Annotated in this window: 16 protein-coding genes; 10 read left to right on the top strand and 6 right to left on the bottom strand. The window is 70.3% G+C overall.

The features are described from left to right. Positions 1-70: 70 nt before the first annotated feature. Entirely contained in the window at positions 71-1,300 is a 1,230-nt protein-coding gene (locus ACFYPA_RS34240) for an FG-GAP-like repeat-containing protein (protein WP_359085432.1), read from the bottom strand. A gap of 575 nt (positions 1,301-1,875) precedes the next feature. Between ACFYPA_RS34240 and ACFYPA_RS34235 the strand changes: the two genes are divergently transcribed. Next, positions 1,876-2,268: an AraC family transcriptional regulator gene (locus ACFYPA_RS34235; protein WP_359085433.1), complete on the top strand. Its 393-nt coding sequence runs from the start codon at positions 1,876-1,878 to the stop codon at positions 2,266-2,268. Between the two features lie 59 nt (positions 2,269-2,327). Here ACFYPA_RS34235 and ACFYPA_RS34230 read toward each other — a convergent pair whose 3' ends face one another. Then, positions 2,328-2,924 (bottom strand): TetR/AcrR family transcriptional regulator, encoded by a 597-nt coding sequence (locus ACFYPA_RS34230; protein WP_359085434.1) that lies wholly within the window; start codon positions 2,922-2,924, stop codon positions 2,328-2,330. Positions 2,925-3,181: 257 nt separating this feature from the next. Between ACFYPA_RS34230 and ACFYPA_RS34225 the strand changes: the two genes are divergently transcribed. Both ACFYPA_RS34225 and ACFYPA_RS34220 read left to right on the top strand, forming a co-directional pair. Next, a complete protein-coding gene (locus tag ACFYPA_RS34225) occupies positions 3,182-4,114 on the top strand; it encodes a chlorophyllase (protein ID WP_359085518.1) in 933 nt (310 codons plus the stop codon). Between the two features lie 73 nt (positions 4,115-4,187). Further along, the gene (locus ACFYPA_RS34220; RefSeq protein WP_359085435.1) at positions 4,188-4,604 is read left to right on the top strand and encodes a VOC family protein; all 417 of its coding nucleotides are present in this window, start codon (positions 4,188-4,190) and stop codon (positions 4,602-4,604) included. Between the two features lie 104 nt (positions 4,605-4,708). Here ACFYPA_RS34220 and ACFYPA_RS34215 read toward each other — a convergent pair whose 3' ends face one another. Then, positions 4,709-5,482, bottom strand: a complete 774-nt coding sequence (locus tag ACFYPA_RS34215; protein WP_359085436.1) for a DUF4232 domain-containing protein — start codon at positions 5,480-5,482, stop codon at positions 4,709-4,711. Between the two features lie 301 nt (positions 5,483-5,783). Here ACFYPA_RS34215 and ACFYPA_RS34210 point away from each other — a divergent pair, with 301 nt between their 5' ends. Further along, complete coding sequence (locus ACFYPA_RS34210; protein WP_389136328.1) at positions 5,784-6,944, top strand: hypothetical protein; 1,161 nt, start codon at positions 5,784-5,786, stop codon at positions 6,942-6,944. Positions 6,945-6,948: 4 nt separating this feature from the next. Here ACFYPA_RS34210 and ACFYPA_RS34205 read toward each other — a convergent pair whose 3' ends face one another. Continuing rightward, entirely contained in the window at positions 6,949-8,196 is a 1,248-nt protein-coding gene (locus ACFYPA_RS34205) for a low temperature requirement protein A (protein WP_389136326.1), read from the bottom strand. A 223-nt stretch (positions 8,197-8,419) separates the two neighbouring features. Here ACFYPA_RS34205 and ACFYPA_RS34200 point away from each other — a divergent pair, with 223 nt between their 5' ends. The 5 genes from ACFYPA_RS34200 (at position 8,420) to ACFYPA_RS34180 (ending at position 13,247) form a co-directional block, all read left to right on the top strand. After that, positions 8,420-8,809, top strand: coding sequence for a hypothetical protein (locus ACFYPA_RS34200; protein ID WP_389136324.1), 390 nt, complete (start codon positions 8,420-8,422; stop codon positions 8,807-8,809). Next, positions 8,806-10,614, top strand: coding sequence for an alpha/beta hydrolase (locus ACFYPA_RS34195; RefSeq protein WP_389136321.1), 1,809 nt, complete (start codon positions 8,806-8,808; stop codon positions 10,612-10,614). The genes ACFYPA_RS34200 and ACFYPA_RS34195 overlap by 4 nt, the downstream gene beginning before the upstream one ends. Positions 10,615-10,700: 86 nt before the next feature. Then, positions 10,701-11,156 carry a hypothetical protein gene (locus tag ACFYPA_RS34190; RefSeq protein ID WP_359355461.1) on the top strand — a complete coding sequence of 152 codons (456 nt, stop codon included), beginning with the start codon at positions 10,701-10,703 and terminating at the stop codon, positions 11,154-11,156. 126 nt (positions 11,157-11,282) lie between these two features. Continuing rightward, positions 11,283-12,248: an NlpC/P60 family protein gene (locus ACFYPA_RS34185; protein WP_389136318.1), complete on the top strand. Its 966-nt coding sequence runs from the start codon at positions 11,283-11,285 to the stop codon at positions 12,246-12,248. 267 nt (positions 12,249-12,515) lie between these two features. Continuing rightward, positions 12,516-13,247 carry a phosphatase PAP2 family protein gene (locus ACFYPA_RS34180; protein WP_359319410.1) on the top strand — a complete coding sequence of 244 codons (732 nt, stop codon included), beginning with the start codon at positions 12,516-12,518 and terminating at the stop codon, positions 13,245-13,247. A 49-nt stretch (positions 13,248-13,296) separates the two neighbouring features. Here the strand turns inward: ACFYPA_RS34180 and ACFYPA_RS34175 are convergent, their stop codons facing one another. Beyond that, positions 13,297-14,889, bottom strand: a complete 1,593-nt coding sequence (locus tag ACFYPA_RS34175; RefSeq protein ID WP_389136315.1) for an FAD-binding oxidoreductase — start codon at positions 14,887-14,889, stop codon at positions 13,297-13,299. A gap of 46 nt (positions 14,890-14,935) precedes the next feature. Next, on the bottom strand, positions 14,936-15,124 hold the full coding sequence (locus tag ACFYPA_RS34170; protein WP_359355470.1) for a hypothetical protein: 189 nt from the start codon (positions 15,122-15,124) through the stop codon (positions 14,936-14,938). A 132-nt stretch (positions 15,125-15,256) separates the two neighbouring features. Here ACFYPA_RS34170 and ACFYPA_RS34165 point away from each other — a divergent pair, with 132 nt between their 5' ends. Continuing rightward, complete coding sequence (locus ACFYPA_RS34165; RefSeq protein ID WP_359085445.1) at positions 15,257-16,153, top strand: hypothetical protein; 897 nt, start codon at positions 15,257-15,259, stop codon at positions 16,151-16,153. Positions 16,154-16,247: the final 94 nt, after the last annotated feature.

Raw genomic sequence — 16,247 nt, 5'->3', positions numbered from 1 at the left:
TGCTGGTCACAGGTCTCATCGAGTAGCTGTGACCAGCGCTTTCGCGACACGCCCCAGTCTCCGGTGCGCGTTAGCTGAAGCCGTTCAGGCCCCACCAGTCGCCGTTGGTCTGCTCGCCGCGCGCCAGGGAGCCGTTGCTCAGGCCTCTGTGGGTGAGGAGCCAGCCCGGGTTGCCCCGGTAGCCGTCGATGGCGTACGTGGTGTTGGTCACGGTGGCGAGGTCGGGACGGCCGTCGCCGGTGAAGTCGCCGACGGCGATGAAGTTCGCCATGGCGTTCCAGCCGCCGGTGCCGATGAGCTTGCGCCCTCCGAGCTTGCCGGTCGACGTGGCGGGGTAGAGCCAGAGCTTGCCGGTGGATGCTTCGCGGGCGTAGAGGTCGGGTCGGCCGTCGCCGGTCACGTCGCCGACGCCTGAGAGCGCGCTCATGGCGTTCCAGCCGCCGGCGCCGATGAGCTTGCGCCCTCCGAGCTTGCCGGTGGACGTGCCCGGGTACAGGTAGAGCCTGCCCGTGGACGCCTCGCGCGCGATCAGGTCGGAGCGGCCGTCGCCCGTCAGGTCACCGAAGGCGGTGATGTTGCTCATGGCGTTCCAGCCACCCGTACCGATCAGCTTGCGTGCGCCGAGGGAGCCGGTGCCGGTGCCCGGGTAGAGCCAGAGCTTGCCGGTGGACGCCTCGCGGGCGATGAGGTCCTCGCGGCCGTCGCGGCTGAAGTCCCCGTGCCGGGTGAGGGTGTTCATGGCGTTCCAGCCGCCCGCGCCGACGAGGCGGCCGGTTCCGTTGCCCGAGGTGAACCAGAGTCGTCCCACCTTGTCGCGGACCAGCACGTCGGCTTTGCGATCGCCGTTCATGTCACCGAAGCCCAGGGCCTTGGGAGACGTCTCGGAGTACCAGTAGGGAGAGGCTGTCCATCCGCACTCGCGCTCCGTACGGACGAACTTGATCGAGCTGGTCGTCGGAGGGAAGTCCGTACTGTACGCCAGGCCGGTACCGGCGGGATCCTCGGCGAAGTAGCCGCCCCCCGCAGCGTAGTTCTTATCCTCATAGGTGCAGGCGATGAGGTTCGTGCGGTTGACGTGCGACCGGATCTTGTTGTCCCAACTGCCCAGGTTCGCGACGTTCTTCTTCGTCATGTACCGCGTCCCGGTGCCGTCCGCGCGCGACCATCCGCACCAGTAGCCCACCGTGCAGCCGTCCACGTCCTTGGCCGCGGCCGACTCCGCGCTCGCCGCGTTCAGGCCGGTACACATAAGCGTGAGGCCGGCGAGCGTCGCCAGGCCCCGCACGAGATGCTTCCGCATGTGTGGTGTCCCCCTCCCCATGGATGCGCCGATGCCCTCGGCCCTCAGCACACCGGGGCCACCAAATTGATGGTGTGGCTCCACGGCTGCTCGTCGGCGCAGGCACACACTGCCATGAAGGAATCATGGTTGACCAGGACAGCGGGGAACGGTACGCAGACATCGGCCCCACACCCTCGCGGAGGACAAGGAGAAGTGAAGTCGTCTGTCCCGGTCCTGCTCACGGGCGGCGGGGTGGTCGTGTGCGTCGGCCTGTGGACTCTTCCGGATCGCACGTGACGAATACGCGCGGTCCGCCGGAATGGTCACTGGTCGGGTTCTCGGTAAGGAGACACGCTCCAGAGGTGGAGGGGGCGGGTGGCCGCTATGGCGGCAGCTGGCGTCACGCACGAGTCGTCACCTCGCCCCCGATGAAATCGGTCGCCGCCCCCGGTCGGAGGCCGCCGAGGTTGAGGGGCCTCAGCCGATAGCGTGTCCACGGGGATGACGGTGTGGCACCCCGACGCGTCGGGAGGGAGGTCGAGGCACGTGCGTGTTGCGCGAGCGGTCCGCCCTCGGCCGATCGGGTCGGTGGGATGAGCCGCGCGTCCGAGGAGTCCAACCGCCGCATGCTGCGGGCCAGGGACGCGATGGACCGTTCCTACGCCCAGCCCCTCGACGTGCCGGCCCTTGCCCGGCTCGCCCATGTGTCGGCGGCGCACTTCTCGCGCACCTTCCGGGCCACGTTCGGTGAGACGCCGCACCGCTACCTGCAGCGGCGCCGGGTCGAGCGCGCGATGTTCCTGCTGCGGGAGACCGACCGCAGTGTCACGGACATCTGCTTCGAGGTCGGCTTCGGCAGTACGGGGACGTTCAGCCGGACGTTCCGGGAGATCGTCGGTCAGTCGCCGAGGACGTACCGGAAGGAAGCGGTGGCGGCACACGTCCCGACGTGCTTCACGATGGCGTGGACGCGGCCGACCTCCTGAGCGGTCGCGTGGTCGCGTGGTCGCGCGGTCGCGCGGTCGTCTCGCGGTGAGGCCGGGCGTCAGGACGCGTGAGATCGCCGCAGTCCCTGGATGAGAAGGGCGATCAGGCGTCGGGGGTCGTAGCGGGGGTCGTTGTCGTGCCCTATGCAGAGGTTGCCGATGCCCCGCATCAGCTCGTAGGGCTGGATGCCCTCCCGGATCTCACCGGCCTCGACCGACGCGTCGAGCAACTGGGCGCAGACGGGCAGCAGGCGGTCGAGGAAGTAGGAGTGCAGGGACGCGAAGCGGTCGCTCTCGGACTGCAGGGCGTCGGCGAGTCCGTGTTTGGTGACCAGGAAGTCGACGAAGAGGTCGATCCACTGGCGCAGCGCGTGGAGCGGTGAGTCCGCGTGGGCCAGCAGGTTCGGGCCGGCCTCTGCGCATTCTTCGATCTGGTGGCGGTAGACGGCGGTGACGAGATCCGTCCGGGTCGGGAAGTGGCGGTAGACCGTGGCCACCCCGACGCCCGCCCGGGCCGCGATCCGCCGGATCGGCGCGTCTACGCCCGAGGTGACGAACTCCTCGGCGGCGGCGGAGAGGACGGTCTGCTGGTTGCGCAGAGCGTCGGCCCGGCTGCTCCGGCGCGGCGACTGCGCCGCGGGATCCGTAGTAGCCATCGCGCACCCGCCTCCTCCCCTATTGACAAAACGGAACGCTGTTCCGGATACTAAATGGAGCGACGTTCCGTTTAGGTTAGCCGACACGGGGCGCCCCTGACCACGTGCCCTCGCCCTCGCCGGTCACAGGAGACCCGTGAGTGGCAGGGTGCCATCGAAAAGGAGCCCTCGCCGTGAGCACATCCAGTCCCGCATCCACTCCCGCGTCCACACCCTCATCCGCATCCGCAGGCACTGGCGGTACCGCTTTCGAAGCCTTGGGTGCGCCCGCCCCCGTTCTGTCCTTCAGCCCCGTCACCCTCTCCGTGCCCGGCCGCCCCGTGGACCTCCAGGTGCGCGTCTCCGCACCCGCGACGGGAACCGCACTCCCCGTCCTCCTCCTCTCGCACGGCCACGGCCCCTCGAACAACCTCTCCTCCCTCAACGGCTACGCACCGCTCGTCAACTTCTGGGCCGCACACGGATTCGTCGTCATCCAGCCCACCCACCTCACTTCCGCGACACTGAGGCACCTGGTCGCCGACGCCCCCGGGGCCCCCGACTTCTGGCGCTCCCGCGCCGAGGACATGACGCACGTCCTCGACCGGCTCGACGTGATCGAGGAGGCAGTGCCGCAGCTTGCCGGACGGATCGACCCCAGCCGGGTCGCCCTCGCCGGGCACTCGCTCGGCGGCTTCACCGCCGCCCTCCTGCTGGGCGCCGGGATCACCGACCCCGACACCGGGGACGTGGTGCGACTCGTCGAGCCACGGATCGGGGCCGGCGTACTGCTCGCCGCGCCCGGCAGGGGCGGTGAGGTCTTCAACGGGCCCATGGCAGCGCAGTGGCCGATCATCGGGGCCGTCGACTTCTCCACCATGACCGCACCGGCTCTGGTCGTCGCGGGGGACAAGGACGATTCGCGGCACTTCACGGACATGGGTCCGCAGTGGCATGCCGACCCGTACACCCTCGCCCCCGGCCCCAAGGAACTGCTCACCCTGTTCGACGCGGAGCACGGGCTCGGCGGGATCTCCGGGTACGACGTCGCCGAGACCACCGACGAGAGCCCCGCGCGCGTGGCCGCCGTCGCCCGGCTCACCGCCGCCTACCTCCGGACCCGGCTCCAGCCCAACGATCCGGCGTGGCGGATCACGTCCGAGGCGCTGACGACCGGCCCCGACGCGGTGGGACGGGTCACGTCCAAGTAGGCCCCCGGCCGGGGCACCCGATTGAGCAGTTCCGGATAAGTTTTCGCGCGGCCTCTTGCGTAGCGTGAACGACATGTTCAACGCCATCACGCACTCGCAGATGTACGTCCTCGACCAGGACGAGGCCCTCGACTTCTACGTCGGCAAGCTCGGGCTGGAGGTGGCCGCCGATGTCGACCTGGGCTTCATGCGCTGGCTGGCCGTCAGCGTCCCCGGCCATCCGGAACGGCAGATCCTCCTGGAGAAGCCGGGTGCTCCGGCGATGTCCGAGGAGACGGCGGCGCAGGTCCGCGACCTGGTGACGAAGGGGGCCATGGGCGGCTGGGTCATCCTCACCACGGATGACTGCCGTAAAACGTACGAGACGCTGCTGGCCCAGGGCGTCGAGTTCACCGAGGAGCCCACCGAGCGTCCCTACGGCACGGACTGCGGCCTCCGCGATCCGTTCGGCAACCGCCTCCGGTTCACACAGCCGAAGGCGGTCGGGTAAGCCGACGGGCCGGCGAACCGATGAGCCGGTGAGCTGCGGGAACGCCGGAGTCCCCTGACGGGCCGTGGTGGCGCGTCAGGGGACTCCGGAGGGATGGGCGGGGGTCAGGACGTCGAGTCCGCCTGCTTCATGGAGTTCACCGCTTCGGCGACCGTGCCGCTGTACAGGCCCAGCTTCGGGTCGAGGACCTTCGCGTCGGGACCGAGCGGGAAGTTGAGCTGCTCCGCGTTGGGCATGTGGTCGCCGTCTGCCAGCACGTTCAGCTCGTTGATCCAGGTCAGGGCCCCGCTCGCACCGCTCGGATTGAGGTCGATCACCGCGATGGCGGCGCTCTTCGGCTTGACCGGGTAGGCCGGGGCGCCGCCCAGGCCGCTCGGGACCAGTGGCGTGACATCGCCGCTGTGGTCGGCGGCGCTCTCGCTGCCCAGGCTGACGCGCGGGAAGTAGCTCAGCCCGCAGGCGTTCGCGCCGGTGTTGTTGACCTCGATCACGTGCTGGGTGGCCGAGCCCTCACGTGCGTACACCCGGACCGAGAGGTCCTCGCTCCGGCACGGGTGCTTGTAGGCGTAACTGTCGCTGGTGTCGCCGCCGGTGGTCGTGCCGGTCCCGGCGGTGCCGCCCTTGGAGGTGTCCTTGCCGGAAGCGATCGTCTTCGCGGAACCGCCGGTCGTCGCGGTGTCCGTGGACTTGCCGGAGCCGGCGGAGTCGGCGGGCTGCGAGGCGCCCGCCGAGGCGGAGCCCTTCGCGGAGTTGTCCGCCGGGCCGGCCGACTTCGTGCCGCTGCCGTCTCCGCCGCAGGCGGTGAGGGCCAGGGCGAGGACGGCGGTCACGGCGGCGCCGAGGGCGGCGGTGCGCTTGCGGGTGTGGATCGTACGCATGTGAGTTCCCCGAGTGTGTGGCGGTCGAGTGTGGCGGAGCTGCCGAGGTCCGGAACTCGCGGCGAACCGCTCCCCCTCCTGACCTGCTGACATGTGAAGCTTCCCGCCCGCCGCTCATGTTCCGCTAACGCCTCCCTCACGTCCTGCTGACGTCCACCGGAATGGCGGTCGAGCGGCGGTCGGCGTGGGGGCCCGCGGATACGTCGGCGGGATTGTGCCTCACGTCACGCGTGACTTTCGCGGCCTGATCACCGTTAGATGTGATGTGCCCAAGCCTGCCATTTCGGCCGAGACCGCTGCTGTGCCGCCTCCGCCCCCCGCGCCCCTGCCCTTTCTGCTGACGCCGCGACAGGGGGAGGCGGCGCGCGAGCTCCTCTCGTACGTGGCCGGCCTGCCGCTCACCACCGTCGACGCGCAACTCCTCGCCGTCGTCGTGGCGATCCGTGCCGCGCGGGCCGGGGTCGGGAACCTCACGGGCACCGACCTGCGGTCGCTCCGGCTCGACCAGCCGGAGCAGGCGGTGGGCGAACTGGGCGCCGCCGGTTGGCAGGTGCCCGACTCGCTGCTCAACGGGGATCCGGACAAGCCGGCCGGGATCATCGTGCCGGAGATGACTCCGGGGCCGGACCACGTACTCCCTCTGGGCAAGGGCACGCGGTCCAAGGTCTCGGGGTGGGCCATGCGGACGCGGCTCGCCAAGCCCGTGAAGAAGGGCTCGCCGGCCGCGCGGCTCGCCGCGCTGTTCCTGGCGGCGCACTGCACCGACGAGCTCGTCGGCGAGGCACCCGCCGAGCTGCCCATCGCCTGTTACGCGGCCGTGCCCGCCCTCCTTGAGAAGGGGTTCCTGGCCGAGGTGTCCGGGCCGACGTACCGGCTCGGCCCGGCGGTGCGGCACCTCTCCGGCCTGTTCCGTACGCCCGAGGAGGTCGCGGCCCTCGCTGCGGAGGAGGCGGAGCGCAGGGCGGCGCGGGAGGCGGCGGCCGCGGCGGAACTCGTGGAGGTCACCCCGGACCAGTGGGCACAGTGGAAGACCGGTGTGACTCCGGCGCTGCTGCGGCATGTGGAGGCCGTGGAGCAGTGCGCGTTGTGCCGGTGTTCCTTCGGGCGGGTCGCGAAGGCGTTCATGTCCTCGCCGTCACCCGTCCCGGGGCCCCGGCCGTCGGCGGGCGCCCACGACACGTGGCGGGACGCGCACCCGGACTGCGGCCGCGAGGCGGCCGAGTTCACCGTGGCATTCCGGGCGGAGCACGGTCACGGACCGTCGTACGGACAGTTGTGCAAAGGGCTGGGCTGGAAGAAACTCTCGCGCTCGTTGCGCGGCCAGGTGGTGAGCGGGATCCTCGCCGAGGGATGGCTGGCCGAGACCTCCCCCGTGCCGTGGACCCTGCGCCCGGGGAAGGCCGCCCAGGCACGGGGGATCGTGCTGCCGGGGCAGGCGGCGGCTTCCCGGAGCACGCGCTGAGGGGTCAGGAGTCCGGCGTGCCGGGGGTACCGGAGGGCTCGGGGGCGTCGGGCGTCTCGTGGGTTCCGGATGTGCCGGGGGTTTCGCTTCGCGCTGCCAGGATCAGCGTCGCGGCGATGAGGAACGCGGTGATGATGCCCGTGACGAGGACCGGGGAGGGCGCGAAAGTCGCCGCCAGTACGGCAGCTACCGCGAGCGGGTGGAGAGCGTCGGCTGCGCGGCGCAGACCACCCGCGCGGTGGTGCAGCAGCCACACGACCGTCACGAAGACGGCGACGGGGACGGTGTAGGCCGCCGCTGAGGCCCGGTCGGAAAGGTGACCGTGTCCGGTCGCGTGGGCCACGTTGACGGCGAGACCGGCGCCGACGGCCGCGGCGGACGCGAAGACCAGGTAGTGCCCGTACCCCCACAGAAGTGCCATGCGCAGCGTGGTGAGCCGGTCGTGCACGCTCGCACTCCGCGCGAAGTAGAGCCACCACAGGGCGAAGACGGTCAGGATCCCCCCGACGACCAGGGCGGCGAGGTCACCGAGCGCCGCGTGGGAGTCGAGGGCGGCACGTACGGCTCCGGTGGCGGCGGTGATGGACTCGCCCAGCACGATCAGGGTGAACAGGCCGTACCGCTCGACGATGTGGTGCGGGTGCCAGGTGGTGGTGGCCTTGCGCTCCGCCCAGGCGGGTACGGCGATCTCGGCCAGGACGAGGACGGCGAAGGTGGCGAGGCCGGTGTCCTCGGGCAGCGCCAGGCGTACGACCCAGCCAACCTGCACGACGAAGATCCCGATGGCGTAGCGCAGGCAGGTGGAGCGCCGCTCGGGGTCGGAGCGGGCGGCGCGCAGCCACTGGGTGACCATGGCCAGCCGCATCAGCACGTAGCCCCAGGTGATGACCGTGAAGTCCTCCTGCTGCAGGGCCTGTGACGCCCCGGCGGCGAGGACGAGGGCGCCGGTGATCTGGACGAGGGTGAGCAGCCGGTAGGGCACGTCGTCGGTGTCGTACGCGGAGGCGAACCAGGTGAAGTTCATCCACGCCCACCAGATCGCGAAGAAGACCATCGCGTAGCCGAGGACGCCGTGGCCGATGCGCCCCTCCGCGAGCTCGTGCTCGAAGGCGGTCGCCGCCTGCGCGACGGCCGTGACGAAGCAGAGGTCGAAGAACAGCTCCAGCATGGTCGCGGTGCGGTGCTTCTCGTCGGACAGGCGGGCGACCATCGGCCGGTGCCAGGCGGTGGGGGAGGGGCGGGGATGGCTCATGGGTGTGCATTCTTCCGGGTGTCGCGGCGGGTCCTTGCCAGTGGGCTCGGGGCGTACGGGCTTGGGCGCCCGGTCCATCGTTCGGGTGATCCCGCTCGGCGGGTGATGCGTTGGGAGGCCCGGGGAACGGGGCCGGGCCGCTGTCCGGCGCCCGGGCGCGCGGCGTGTCGTGGGTGCCGGGTTTGGCACAGTGCCGCTCCACGATCAAGGAACGGGGCGAGCGGTGAGCGGTGTGCGGCAGAGGCTGAGCGATCTGGCAGGCGGTGGGGGCGGGGGTGGCTCCGCCGGCGGGGACCTGCTGAGGCACAGCGACGGGGCGTGGCTGCGGGCCGCGGGGGGCGCGGAGGGGATGGGGATGCACCTCGGCCCGGTGCGGACGGAACTGGCTACCGCGCACGAGGGGTTGCTCGCGGGGACCGCCGACCTGAGCGCGCTGGCCGAGCTGGGTTCCGTACGCGAGTCGTGGGAGCGGCGCTTCGAGACCGCGCGCCGTGAATGCGGGGCCCTGGCCGGCAACCTTCGGGCCGTCGCCCGGGCCCAGGGTGAGACGAACGAGACCGTGAAGTCGTCCTTCGCGCCCGTGGCGAGGCGGACGATGGGGGTCGAGCGATGACTACGGGGACCTCCGGGCTGACCTGGGCCCAGTTACGGGACCTCAAGTGCGCCGAGTTGGAGGGCGCGGCGGACGGCTGGGGCAAGGCGAGCAACCGGGCCGATGCCGGCCGGGACCGGATCGAGAAGCAGCTGCTGAACGGTCTGCGGGAGACCCAGCAGGGCGCGGCGGCGGACGCGGCGGTCGGCCGGCTGCGGCAGCTGAGCCGGAACCTCCAGTACGTGTACACGGAGTGCGGCCTCGTCCGTACGACCCTGAACAGCCTCGCGCATGAGATGAAGGCCCAGCAACGGGCGTTGCGGGACGCGCTGGAGGACGCGGAGGCGCTGAGGTTCACGGTGCACCCGGACGGTTCGGTGACGTACCCGGAGGCGGGGGAGGGCCTGATCCCCGGGAAGCCGCTGGCGGGCGGTACGGCGTCGGTGGGGGCTGCGCCGGGGATCCTGCCGCCGTCGGGGCTGGTGGCCCCGAACCCCAACACGGCCAAGGCGCAGGACATCGCGGACCGGGTGGCGAAGGCCGTGCGGACGGCGGCCGAGGTCGACTGGCGGTTCGCCCGGATCCTGCGGAAGCTGAGGGCCGAGGAGGGCCTGAAGGTCCCGGACCGTACGTGGACGGACGCGGCGGGGGACGCGGCAGCGGTCCGGGACGCGGCGCGGGGGTACCTGAAGTCGGCCATCCCGCTCGATGCGAGTCCGGCTGCGCGGCGCGACTGGTGGGCGGGCCTCACGGACGAACAGCGCGAGGAGTACCTCGCGGTGTACCCGGACCAGATCGGCAACCTGGACGGCATCCCGGCCCTGGTCCGCGACACGGCGAACCGGGACAACCTGCAACTGCTGATCGGGAAGCTGGAGGGGCGGGACGGGGAGAGGGCGGAGACGCAGTTGGCGGGGTTGCGGGAGATTGATCGGCAGTTGCAGGCGGCCAGGCGACCCGGTGAGCCGCCGATGTACTTGCTAGGTATCGGAGATGAAGGAAACGGGCGGGCGATTGTTTCTTTCGGTAACCCAGATGCCGCGAGGAACGTCGCTACGTACGTTCCAGGGCTGAATACCTCCCTCGATAGGGAGTTCGCGGAAGGCGACCTTAAGCGAGCGCGAGACACGGCGATCGGTGCTCGCTACTACGATCCGTCGAGCGCTGCGATTGTGTGGCTTGGTTACGATGCGCCGCAGTCGCCGGATGGCTTGCACAGCCTTGATGTTATGCGGGATGAGCGAGCCGAGGGAGGAGGAATGGCCTTCCACCAATTTATGGGTGGTCTCTCTTCCACGAACGAGAACAGCGATGCCCATATGACCGCGATCGGACATTCTTATGGGTCTCGGACGGTCGGCGCAGCCACGCAGCATGGGGGTGGGATTCCAGGGGTCGATGACATTGTTTTGGTGGGAAGCCCCGGGGTCGGTGTAGATCGCGCAGAGGACCTCGGTGTGGGCAAGGACCACGTCTTCGTCGGCGCAGCAGAGAACGATGTTGTGACCAGGCTTCCCTCGAAACAGCAGAGCGTATTCGGCGCGGCCGGTTGGGCCGCTGCGGGGCCGCTCGGCGCGCGTCTACTGGGCGACGCCGCAGATCAAGGGGATGACGACCTGTGGTTCGGCCGAGACCCTGCGAGTAGATCCTTTGGCGCTCGGCGCTTTCAGGTTGATGAAGGTCCTCAGTTGGTCAGTTCGGAGGGCCTGTCGATTGATGCACACTCTCGATATTTTGACCCGAATAGAGACGCGGTGTCGGCTAACAATATTGCTCTTGTTACGGCGGGGCGCGCTGGGAAAATTAAGGCTGAGGAGCATCGGTGAAACGTAAGTTGGGCGGGATCGCTATCATGCTTGCCTCGTGTGTGTTAACTGCCTCATGTGTCAGTACTGGAGGAGGGGGAGGGCGTATGGATATGCAAGAGGCCGCTGAGCATGCAGACGTCATTCTTGATGCAGTATTCGCGGAGATCCATCCAGGAGTGCAATGGGCGCATGGGCCGACGACTACGGGTGTTTGTGACGTAACTCGCAGAAGGGTCGTAATGACCATTGTTTCCCCGGAGCGGCGTGGAAGTTTTCTGGGGCTAGTGGATCGCTTCTGGCGAAAGAGCGAATACAAGATTAAGGCGATCAATAACGACTTGGAGGTGCCGGCCATTTTTGCGCAAACGGAGGATGGGTTCGGGGTGAGTTTGATCGTTGGTGCTGCGGGGCAAGTCTTCTTCGAGGTTGACAGTCCATGCGTGCGAAAAGCAGAGGTGACTGACTCTGCTGTCGAGCCGAGCGGACCCAGCTACGCGGAAGCGGAAGTGCTGCCCCGCCCCAACGTCCACTCCGACTTCTGGTCCACCGGCGCATCCTGATGGCCCATCAGTGACCCCGATGACTCGTACACACCGTCGAAAACGCCCATGAACCCGTCCCTGATGGGGGATGGTTGAGGGGTGCGGAAATTCTGGTTGGCAGGTGGGATCGGTGTAGGCGTCGCCATGTGCTTCGTGGCGCTGCTCGTCGTCGGTACGTACTCCGCCGCCGCCGGCCTGGTCGGCGGCGGGGGTGGTGGGGCCGTGGCGTTGGCCAAGGGGGCCGTGCCCGCCAAGTACCAGCCGCTCGTGCAGAAGTGGGGCAACCTCTGCCCGGCCATCAACCCCGCCCTCCTCGCCGCCCAGCTCTACCAGGAGAGCGGCTGGAATCCGCGTGCGCAGAGTCCGGCCGCCGCTCAGGGCATCGCGCAGTTCATCCCGGGGACCTGGGCCTCGCACGGGGTCGACGGGGACAAGGACGGGGACCGGGACGTCTGGGATCCCTCCGATGCGATTCCGTCCGCCGCCTCGTACGACTGCGAGTTGGCCGGGTACGTGAAGAAGGTGCCCGGGGACCCGACCGACAACATGCTGGCCGCCTACAACGCGGGGGCGTACCGCGTCATCAAGTCCGGCGGGGTACCCGCCATCGCGGAGACGCAGAACTACGTCAAGATCATCCGGACACTGGAGAAGAGCTTCGCCCGGCCCGTCGGGCGGGTGCGGCCCTCTCAGCAGGCGGCGGGTGCCATCTACTTCGCGCAGAAGAAGCTCGGCACGAAATACCTGTGGGGTGGGAACGGAACCCCGGAGCAGGGAGGGCGGTTCGACTGTTCGGGGCTGACCCAGGCCGCCTACCGGACCGTCGACATCGAGCTGCCCCGTGTGGCGAACGACCAGTACAACGCCGGTCCGCATCCCTCGCGGGACGAGTTGCTCCCGGGGGACCTGGTGTTCTTCTCCGACGACCTGACCAACTCGCGCGCCATTCACCACGTCGGTCTGTACGTCGGCGGCGGCTACATGATCAACGCTCCGTACACCGGTGCCGTCATCCGGTTCGACAAGATCGACACACCCGACTACTTCGGTGCGACACGCGTCACCAAGGACGGTGCCGCGGCCCTTCCGACCGCGCAGCCCGCGGCCTGACGTGTTGGCGTCGATGGCCGGAACTCTCTGTGAAGCCTGGGCCCTGAGCTGCGACGATGAGTCACTCTTCGATAACGTCATGGTGATCATTCGGTAGAGAGTGGAACGTACGCGCGGGACGCGTCGTTCTCTGGTTGGACCGGGGACGCAGCCACTGACCGGGCGTCGACCGAGGCACGAGAGTGATCGAACCGAATACGGGGGTTCGTCATAGCGGCACACATGGGTGTGTGCCGCAGCAGCAGACAAGGCAAGGGGCCGCGGCAGATGGCTGGACTCGCACTGGATGGGTCGAACCCCGATGTCAGCCTGCTCTACGACATCAACGGGCTCGCGAAGTCCGCTCCCACCTGGTTCGACCGGGTCATGGAGTTCGTCGGTGAGTACGGAATCATGCTGGGCATGGTCCTGGTGGTCCTGTGGTGCTGGTGGAGTGTCCGCCGGCGCGGCACGGCCGAGGACTCGGTGACCGCTGTCGCCGGGCTCGTCTGGGCGCCGCTGGCGGCCGGGATCGCCCTGCTGATCAACATCCCGATCCGTGGATTCGTGGAACGGCCGCGGCCGTTCAAGGATCACCAGGGGCTGGACGTCCTGGTGGACGGGAAGAACGACTTCTCCTTCGTCAGTGATCACGCCACCATGGCGATGGCCCTCGGCGTCGGGCTCTTCATCGCGAACCGGAAGTTCGGCATCGCGGCGATCGCGCTCGCCCTGCTGGAGGGCTTCTGCCGGATCTACATGGGCGTGCACTACCCCACCGACGTCATCGGCGGGTTCGCCCTCGGCACGGCCGCCGCACTGCTCCTCGCGCCGCTCGCCATGATGCTGCTGACGCCCCTGGTGGGCGCCGTCTCACGGTCGGAACGGCTGGGCAGGCTGGTCAGGTCGCGCAGTCCGCTCGCCGCGGACGCCGGCAGCGGTGGCGAGGCGCTCGGGATTCCCGAACCCCGCCCCGGTTCGGGCGGCGGCTCGGAGGGCGAGAAGGGGCTGGCCGCCTAAGGGCTGTTCCGGCCCCGGCCCGCAACCCGCCCCGGGCCCGCCTCGCGGGTCACAGGGATTGCGGGTACGTGAAGAACCCCTCCGGGTCGTACTGCTTCTTCACCTCGCCGAGGCGGGCCGCGGCCGGACCGTAGTAGGCCTCGCGCCAGTCCGTCAGGGCCGGGTCCGCGTAGTTCTGGTACGCCGCCCCCGAGGCGTACCGGCGCAGCGCGGCGTGGGTGTCTTTCAGCCACTCTTGCTGAGCGGTGCCGGCCGTGCCCGCGCGCCACGCGCCGATGTACTGGGCGAGCATCCGCGAGCCGCGGTGGACGAACGCGGTGGCCTGCGGGTCGACCCGGTTGACCGCACCGCCCAGGGCGGTGAGGGCGACCGAGCCGCCGCCGCCCTCCTCCACGCCGAGCCGGGTGAACGCCTCGGTGCGGTCGAGCAGGGCCTGGACGCCCGCCGGGGGCAGGGAGCGGTCGTAGAAGTCGGACGCCGCCGCGTACGTCTCGCGCTGGAGGGAGCCCTGCGGATCGCGGCCCGGTGTGGTGCCGGGCAGGTGGCACTGGGCGTCGGTGATGCCCGAGCAGCCCGCGTACACGAGCATCGCCTCCTGGTAGCTGCGGCGTCGCAGCGAGACGGAGGACGCGGAGGCGCCGATGCGGTCGGCGAGGCGGTCGACGGCGTTCTGTAGATCGCCGTACGTGCCGAGGCTGAAGGCGGTGACCGACACCGTCGGGTTGCCGCCGCCCGGTCCCGCCGCGACGTGGGCGGCGGACCAGATCTCGTCCGGCTGGTCCGGGCCCCACTCCTGCCAGGCCGTCACGACGGCCCGGGCCCGCGACCACGGCCAGGACATGTACGCGGAGACGGTCTGCGGGGCGGGGCGGGTGCGGAAGCGGAGTTCGGTGACGACGCCGAAGTTGCCGTTGCCGCCGCCGCGCAGCGCCCAGAAGAGGTCGGGGTGGTGTGTGGCGTCGGTGGTGAGCGTCCTGCCGTCGGCGGTGACGATCGTCGCCCCCGTGAGGCTGTCGCACGTCAGGCCGTACGCGCGCGAGGCGACGCCGTGGCCGCCGCCCAGGGTCAGGCCGGAGATGCCGACCGTGGGGCAGGAGCCGCCGGGGACCGTCAGCCCGTGCGCGGCGAGGCCCTGGTAGACGTCGAGGAGCCGGGCGCCCGCGCCGATCGTGCCGTCCCGGTCGACGCCCTTCAGTGACGAGACGTCAACGACCAGCCGCCCGTCGCCGCTCGACCAGCCGCCGTAGGAGTGACCGCCGCTGCGGATGGCGACGGGCACGGAGCTGCGGCGGGCGAACGCCAGGCACTCCCGGATGTCGGCCTCGTGCCGGACGTAGGCGACCGCGGCCGGTTTCTGGCCGTCGTAGCGGGTGTTGTAGAGCTGACGGGCGGTCGGGTAGGCCGCGTCGTCGGGTCGTACGAGGGAACCGGCGAGGCTCCTGCCGAGGGCCGGCCAGTCCGCCGGAACGGCCGGTGAGGTCTTCGACGGTGTGGCGGAGGGCGTGGCGGCGGTTGCCGACGTGGCCGGGGTGGAGCCGGCCGCCGGGGCGCCCGGGCCCGTGTCGTCGCACGCGGCGGTGGCGGCGGTGAGAACGGCCGCGGCGCCGGCGGTCAGGACGGTGCGCCGGTTCGGCAGGGTCATCGGACCTCCGGGGTGGGGGGAGGGGGGAAGGGAGGAGGGCCGGCGGTCAGGCCACCGATGTGCGGTGCTCCTGGGCGTCCGTGCGGGCCCGGTCGCGGGACCGGCGGGCCGGTCCCGACCAGCCACAGCTGCAGCGGGCGGTGCAGAACGAGCCGCGTTCGACGGTGGTGGCTTCGTGTGCGGGCCGGGCCGGTGGAACGGCCGGCGGGCCCTCGGCGGTGTGTTGGTCGTACACGCGTCCAAGGTACTGGGCAGGGCCGTGTGGCGGTGAGGGGTGTGCGAGCGGCGTTACGAGGGGGAGGGGCTGTCGTTATGCGGAACGGGTGGGGGGCTCGGGCAGGCGGTCGGCGTTGGGGGTTGGCAGGCGATGGTGGTGCAGCAGCACAGGTCCGGAGGCGGGGCGCGCGCTGTGCGCGCCCTCGCCGTGGTGGGCGTGATGGTGGCGGCCGCCGGGTGCGCCGGTGACGGCGGGGGCGGGGGGCCCGTCGCGGCCGACGGCCGGTCGGGTCCCGGCGCCGTCGCAGCGGTGCGGCGGGCCGCCACCGTGCTGGTGGGGACGAGGACCGGGCCCGAGGCCGGGAGCGCGCAGGTCAGTACGTCGATGGAGACGGCGGCCGGTGGTACCCGGGTGACGATCAGGGGCAAGGGGGCGTACGACTTCCGTACGCAGTCCGGCCGGCTCAAGGTCGTGCTGCCGCAGGACGCGGCGGGCGTGGACGAGCACCGGCCCATCACGGAACTGCTGGCCCCCGGCGCCCTCTACATGATGAACCGGGGTGCCGGGGTGCCCGCGGACAAGTGGGTCCGGATCGACACGACGACGCTGGCGGACGGCAATCTCGTGACCGGCGGGGTCACCGACCCCCTGGCCGCGGCCGAACTCCTCGGCGGGGTGAGCGCGGTGACGTACGTGGGCGAGACCGACCTCGCCGGGGTGACCGTGCGGCACTACCGGGGGACGACCGACATCGGTCGGGCCGCGGGGCGGGCCTCGGCTCGTTCGAGGGGGGCGCTGACGGCCGCGGCGGAGGGGTTCCGTACGGACACGGTTCCGTTCGACGCGTACCTGGACGAGCAGGGCAGACTGCGCAAGGTGCGGCACCGGTTCAGCTTCGCCAACGGGGGACCGGCGAGGGAGGTGGTGTCGACGACGCTGCTTTACGGGTTCGGCGTGGCGGTCTCCGTACCGCTGCCGGACGCGCACGACATCTACACCGGAGAGATCGAACAGGGGCGCAGACAGGGAGCCGCGGACGCGCCCTAGGCATCTGGTGGGCGGCGAAATGGTCCGTCCGTGCCATGCGCGGTGTGTACCGCGGTCCCTACCCTGAGAAGTCGGCGACGGCAGTGAGAGGTGA

Source organism: Streptomyces sp. NPDC005775 (genome assembly GCF_042871565.1).
Lineage (GTDB): Bacteria > Actinomycetota > Actinomycetes > Streptomycetales > Streptomycetaceae > Streptomyces.
This window is presented reverse-complemented; position numbering and strand designations above follow the sequence as displayed.

What these genes read in the sequence shown, in the direction of transcription:
- ACFYPA_RS34240 (WP_359085432.1), bottom strand. Translation starts at nt 1,300, where the DNA reads ATGCGGAAGCATCTCGTGCGGGGCCTGGCGACGCTCGCCGGCCTCACG.
- ACFYPA_RS34235 (WP_359085433.1), top strand. Translation starts at nt 1,876, where the DNA reads ATGAGCCGCGCGTCCGAGGAGTCCAACCGCCGCATGCTGCGGGCCAGG.
- ACFYPA_RS34230 (WP_359085434.1), bottom strand. Translation starts at nt 2,924, where the DNA reads ATGGCTACTACGGATCCCGCGGCGCAGTCGCCGCGCCGGAGCAGCCGG.
- ACFYPA_RS34220 (WP_359085435.1), top strand. Translation starts at nt 4,188, where the DNA reads ATGTTCAACGCCATCACGCACTCGCAGATGTACGTCCTCGACCAGGAC.
- ACFYPA_RS34215 (WP_359085436.1), bottom strand. Translation starts at nt 5,482, where the DNA reads ATGCGTACGATCCACACCCGCAAGCGCACCGCCGCCCTCGGCGCCGCC.
- ACFYPA_RS34205 (WP_389136326.1), bottom strand. Translation starts at nt 8,196, where the DNA reads ATGAGCCATCCCCGCCCCTCCCCCACCGCCTGGCACCGGCCGATGGTC.
- ACFYPA_RS34195 (WP_389136321.1), top strand. Translation starts at nt 8,806, where the DNA reads ATGACTACGGGGACCTCCGGGCTGACCTGGGCCCAGTTACGGGACCTC.
- ACFYPA_RS34190 (WP_359355461.1), top strand. Translation starts at nt 10,701, where the DNA reads ATGGATATGCAAGAGGCCGCTGAGCATGCAGACGTCATTCTTGATGCA.
- ACFYPA_RS34185 (WP_389136318.1), top strand. Translation starts at nt 11,283, where the DNA reads ATGTGCTTCGTGGCGCTGCTCGTCGTCGGTACGTACTCCGCCGCCGCC.
- ACFYPA_RS34180 (WP_359319410.1), top strand. Translation starts at nt 12,516, where the DNA reads ATGGCTGGACTCGCACTGGATGGGTCGAACCCCGATGTCAGCCTGCTC.
- ACFYPA_RS34175 (WP_389136315.1), bottom strand. Translation starts at nt 14,889, where the DNA reads ATGACCCTGCCGAACCGGCGCACCGTCCTGACCGCCGGCGCCGCGGCC.
- ACFYPA_RS34165 (WP_359085445.1), top strand. Translation starts at nt 15,257, where the DNA reads ATGGTGGTGCAGCAGCACAGGTCCGGAGGCGGGGCGCGCGCTGTGCGC.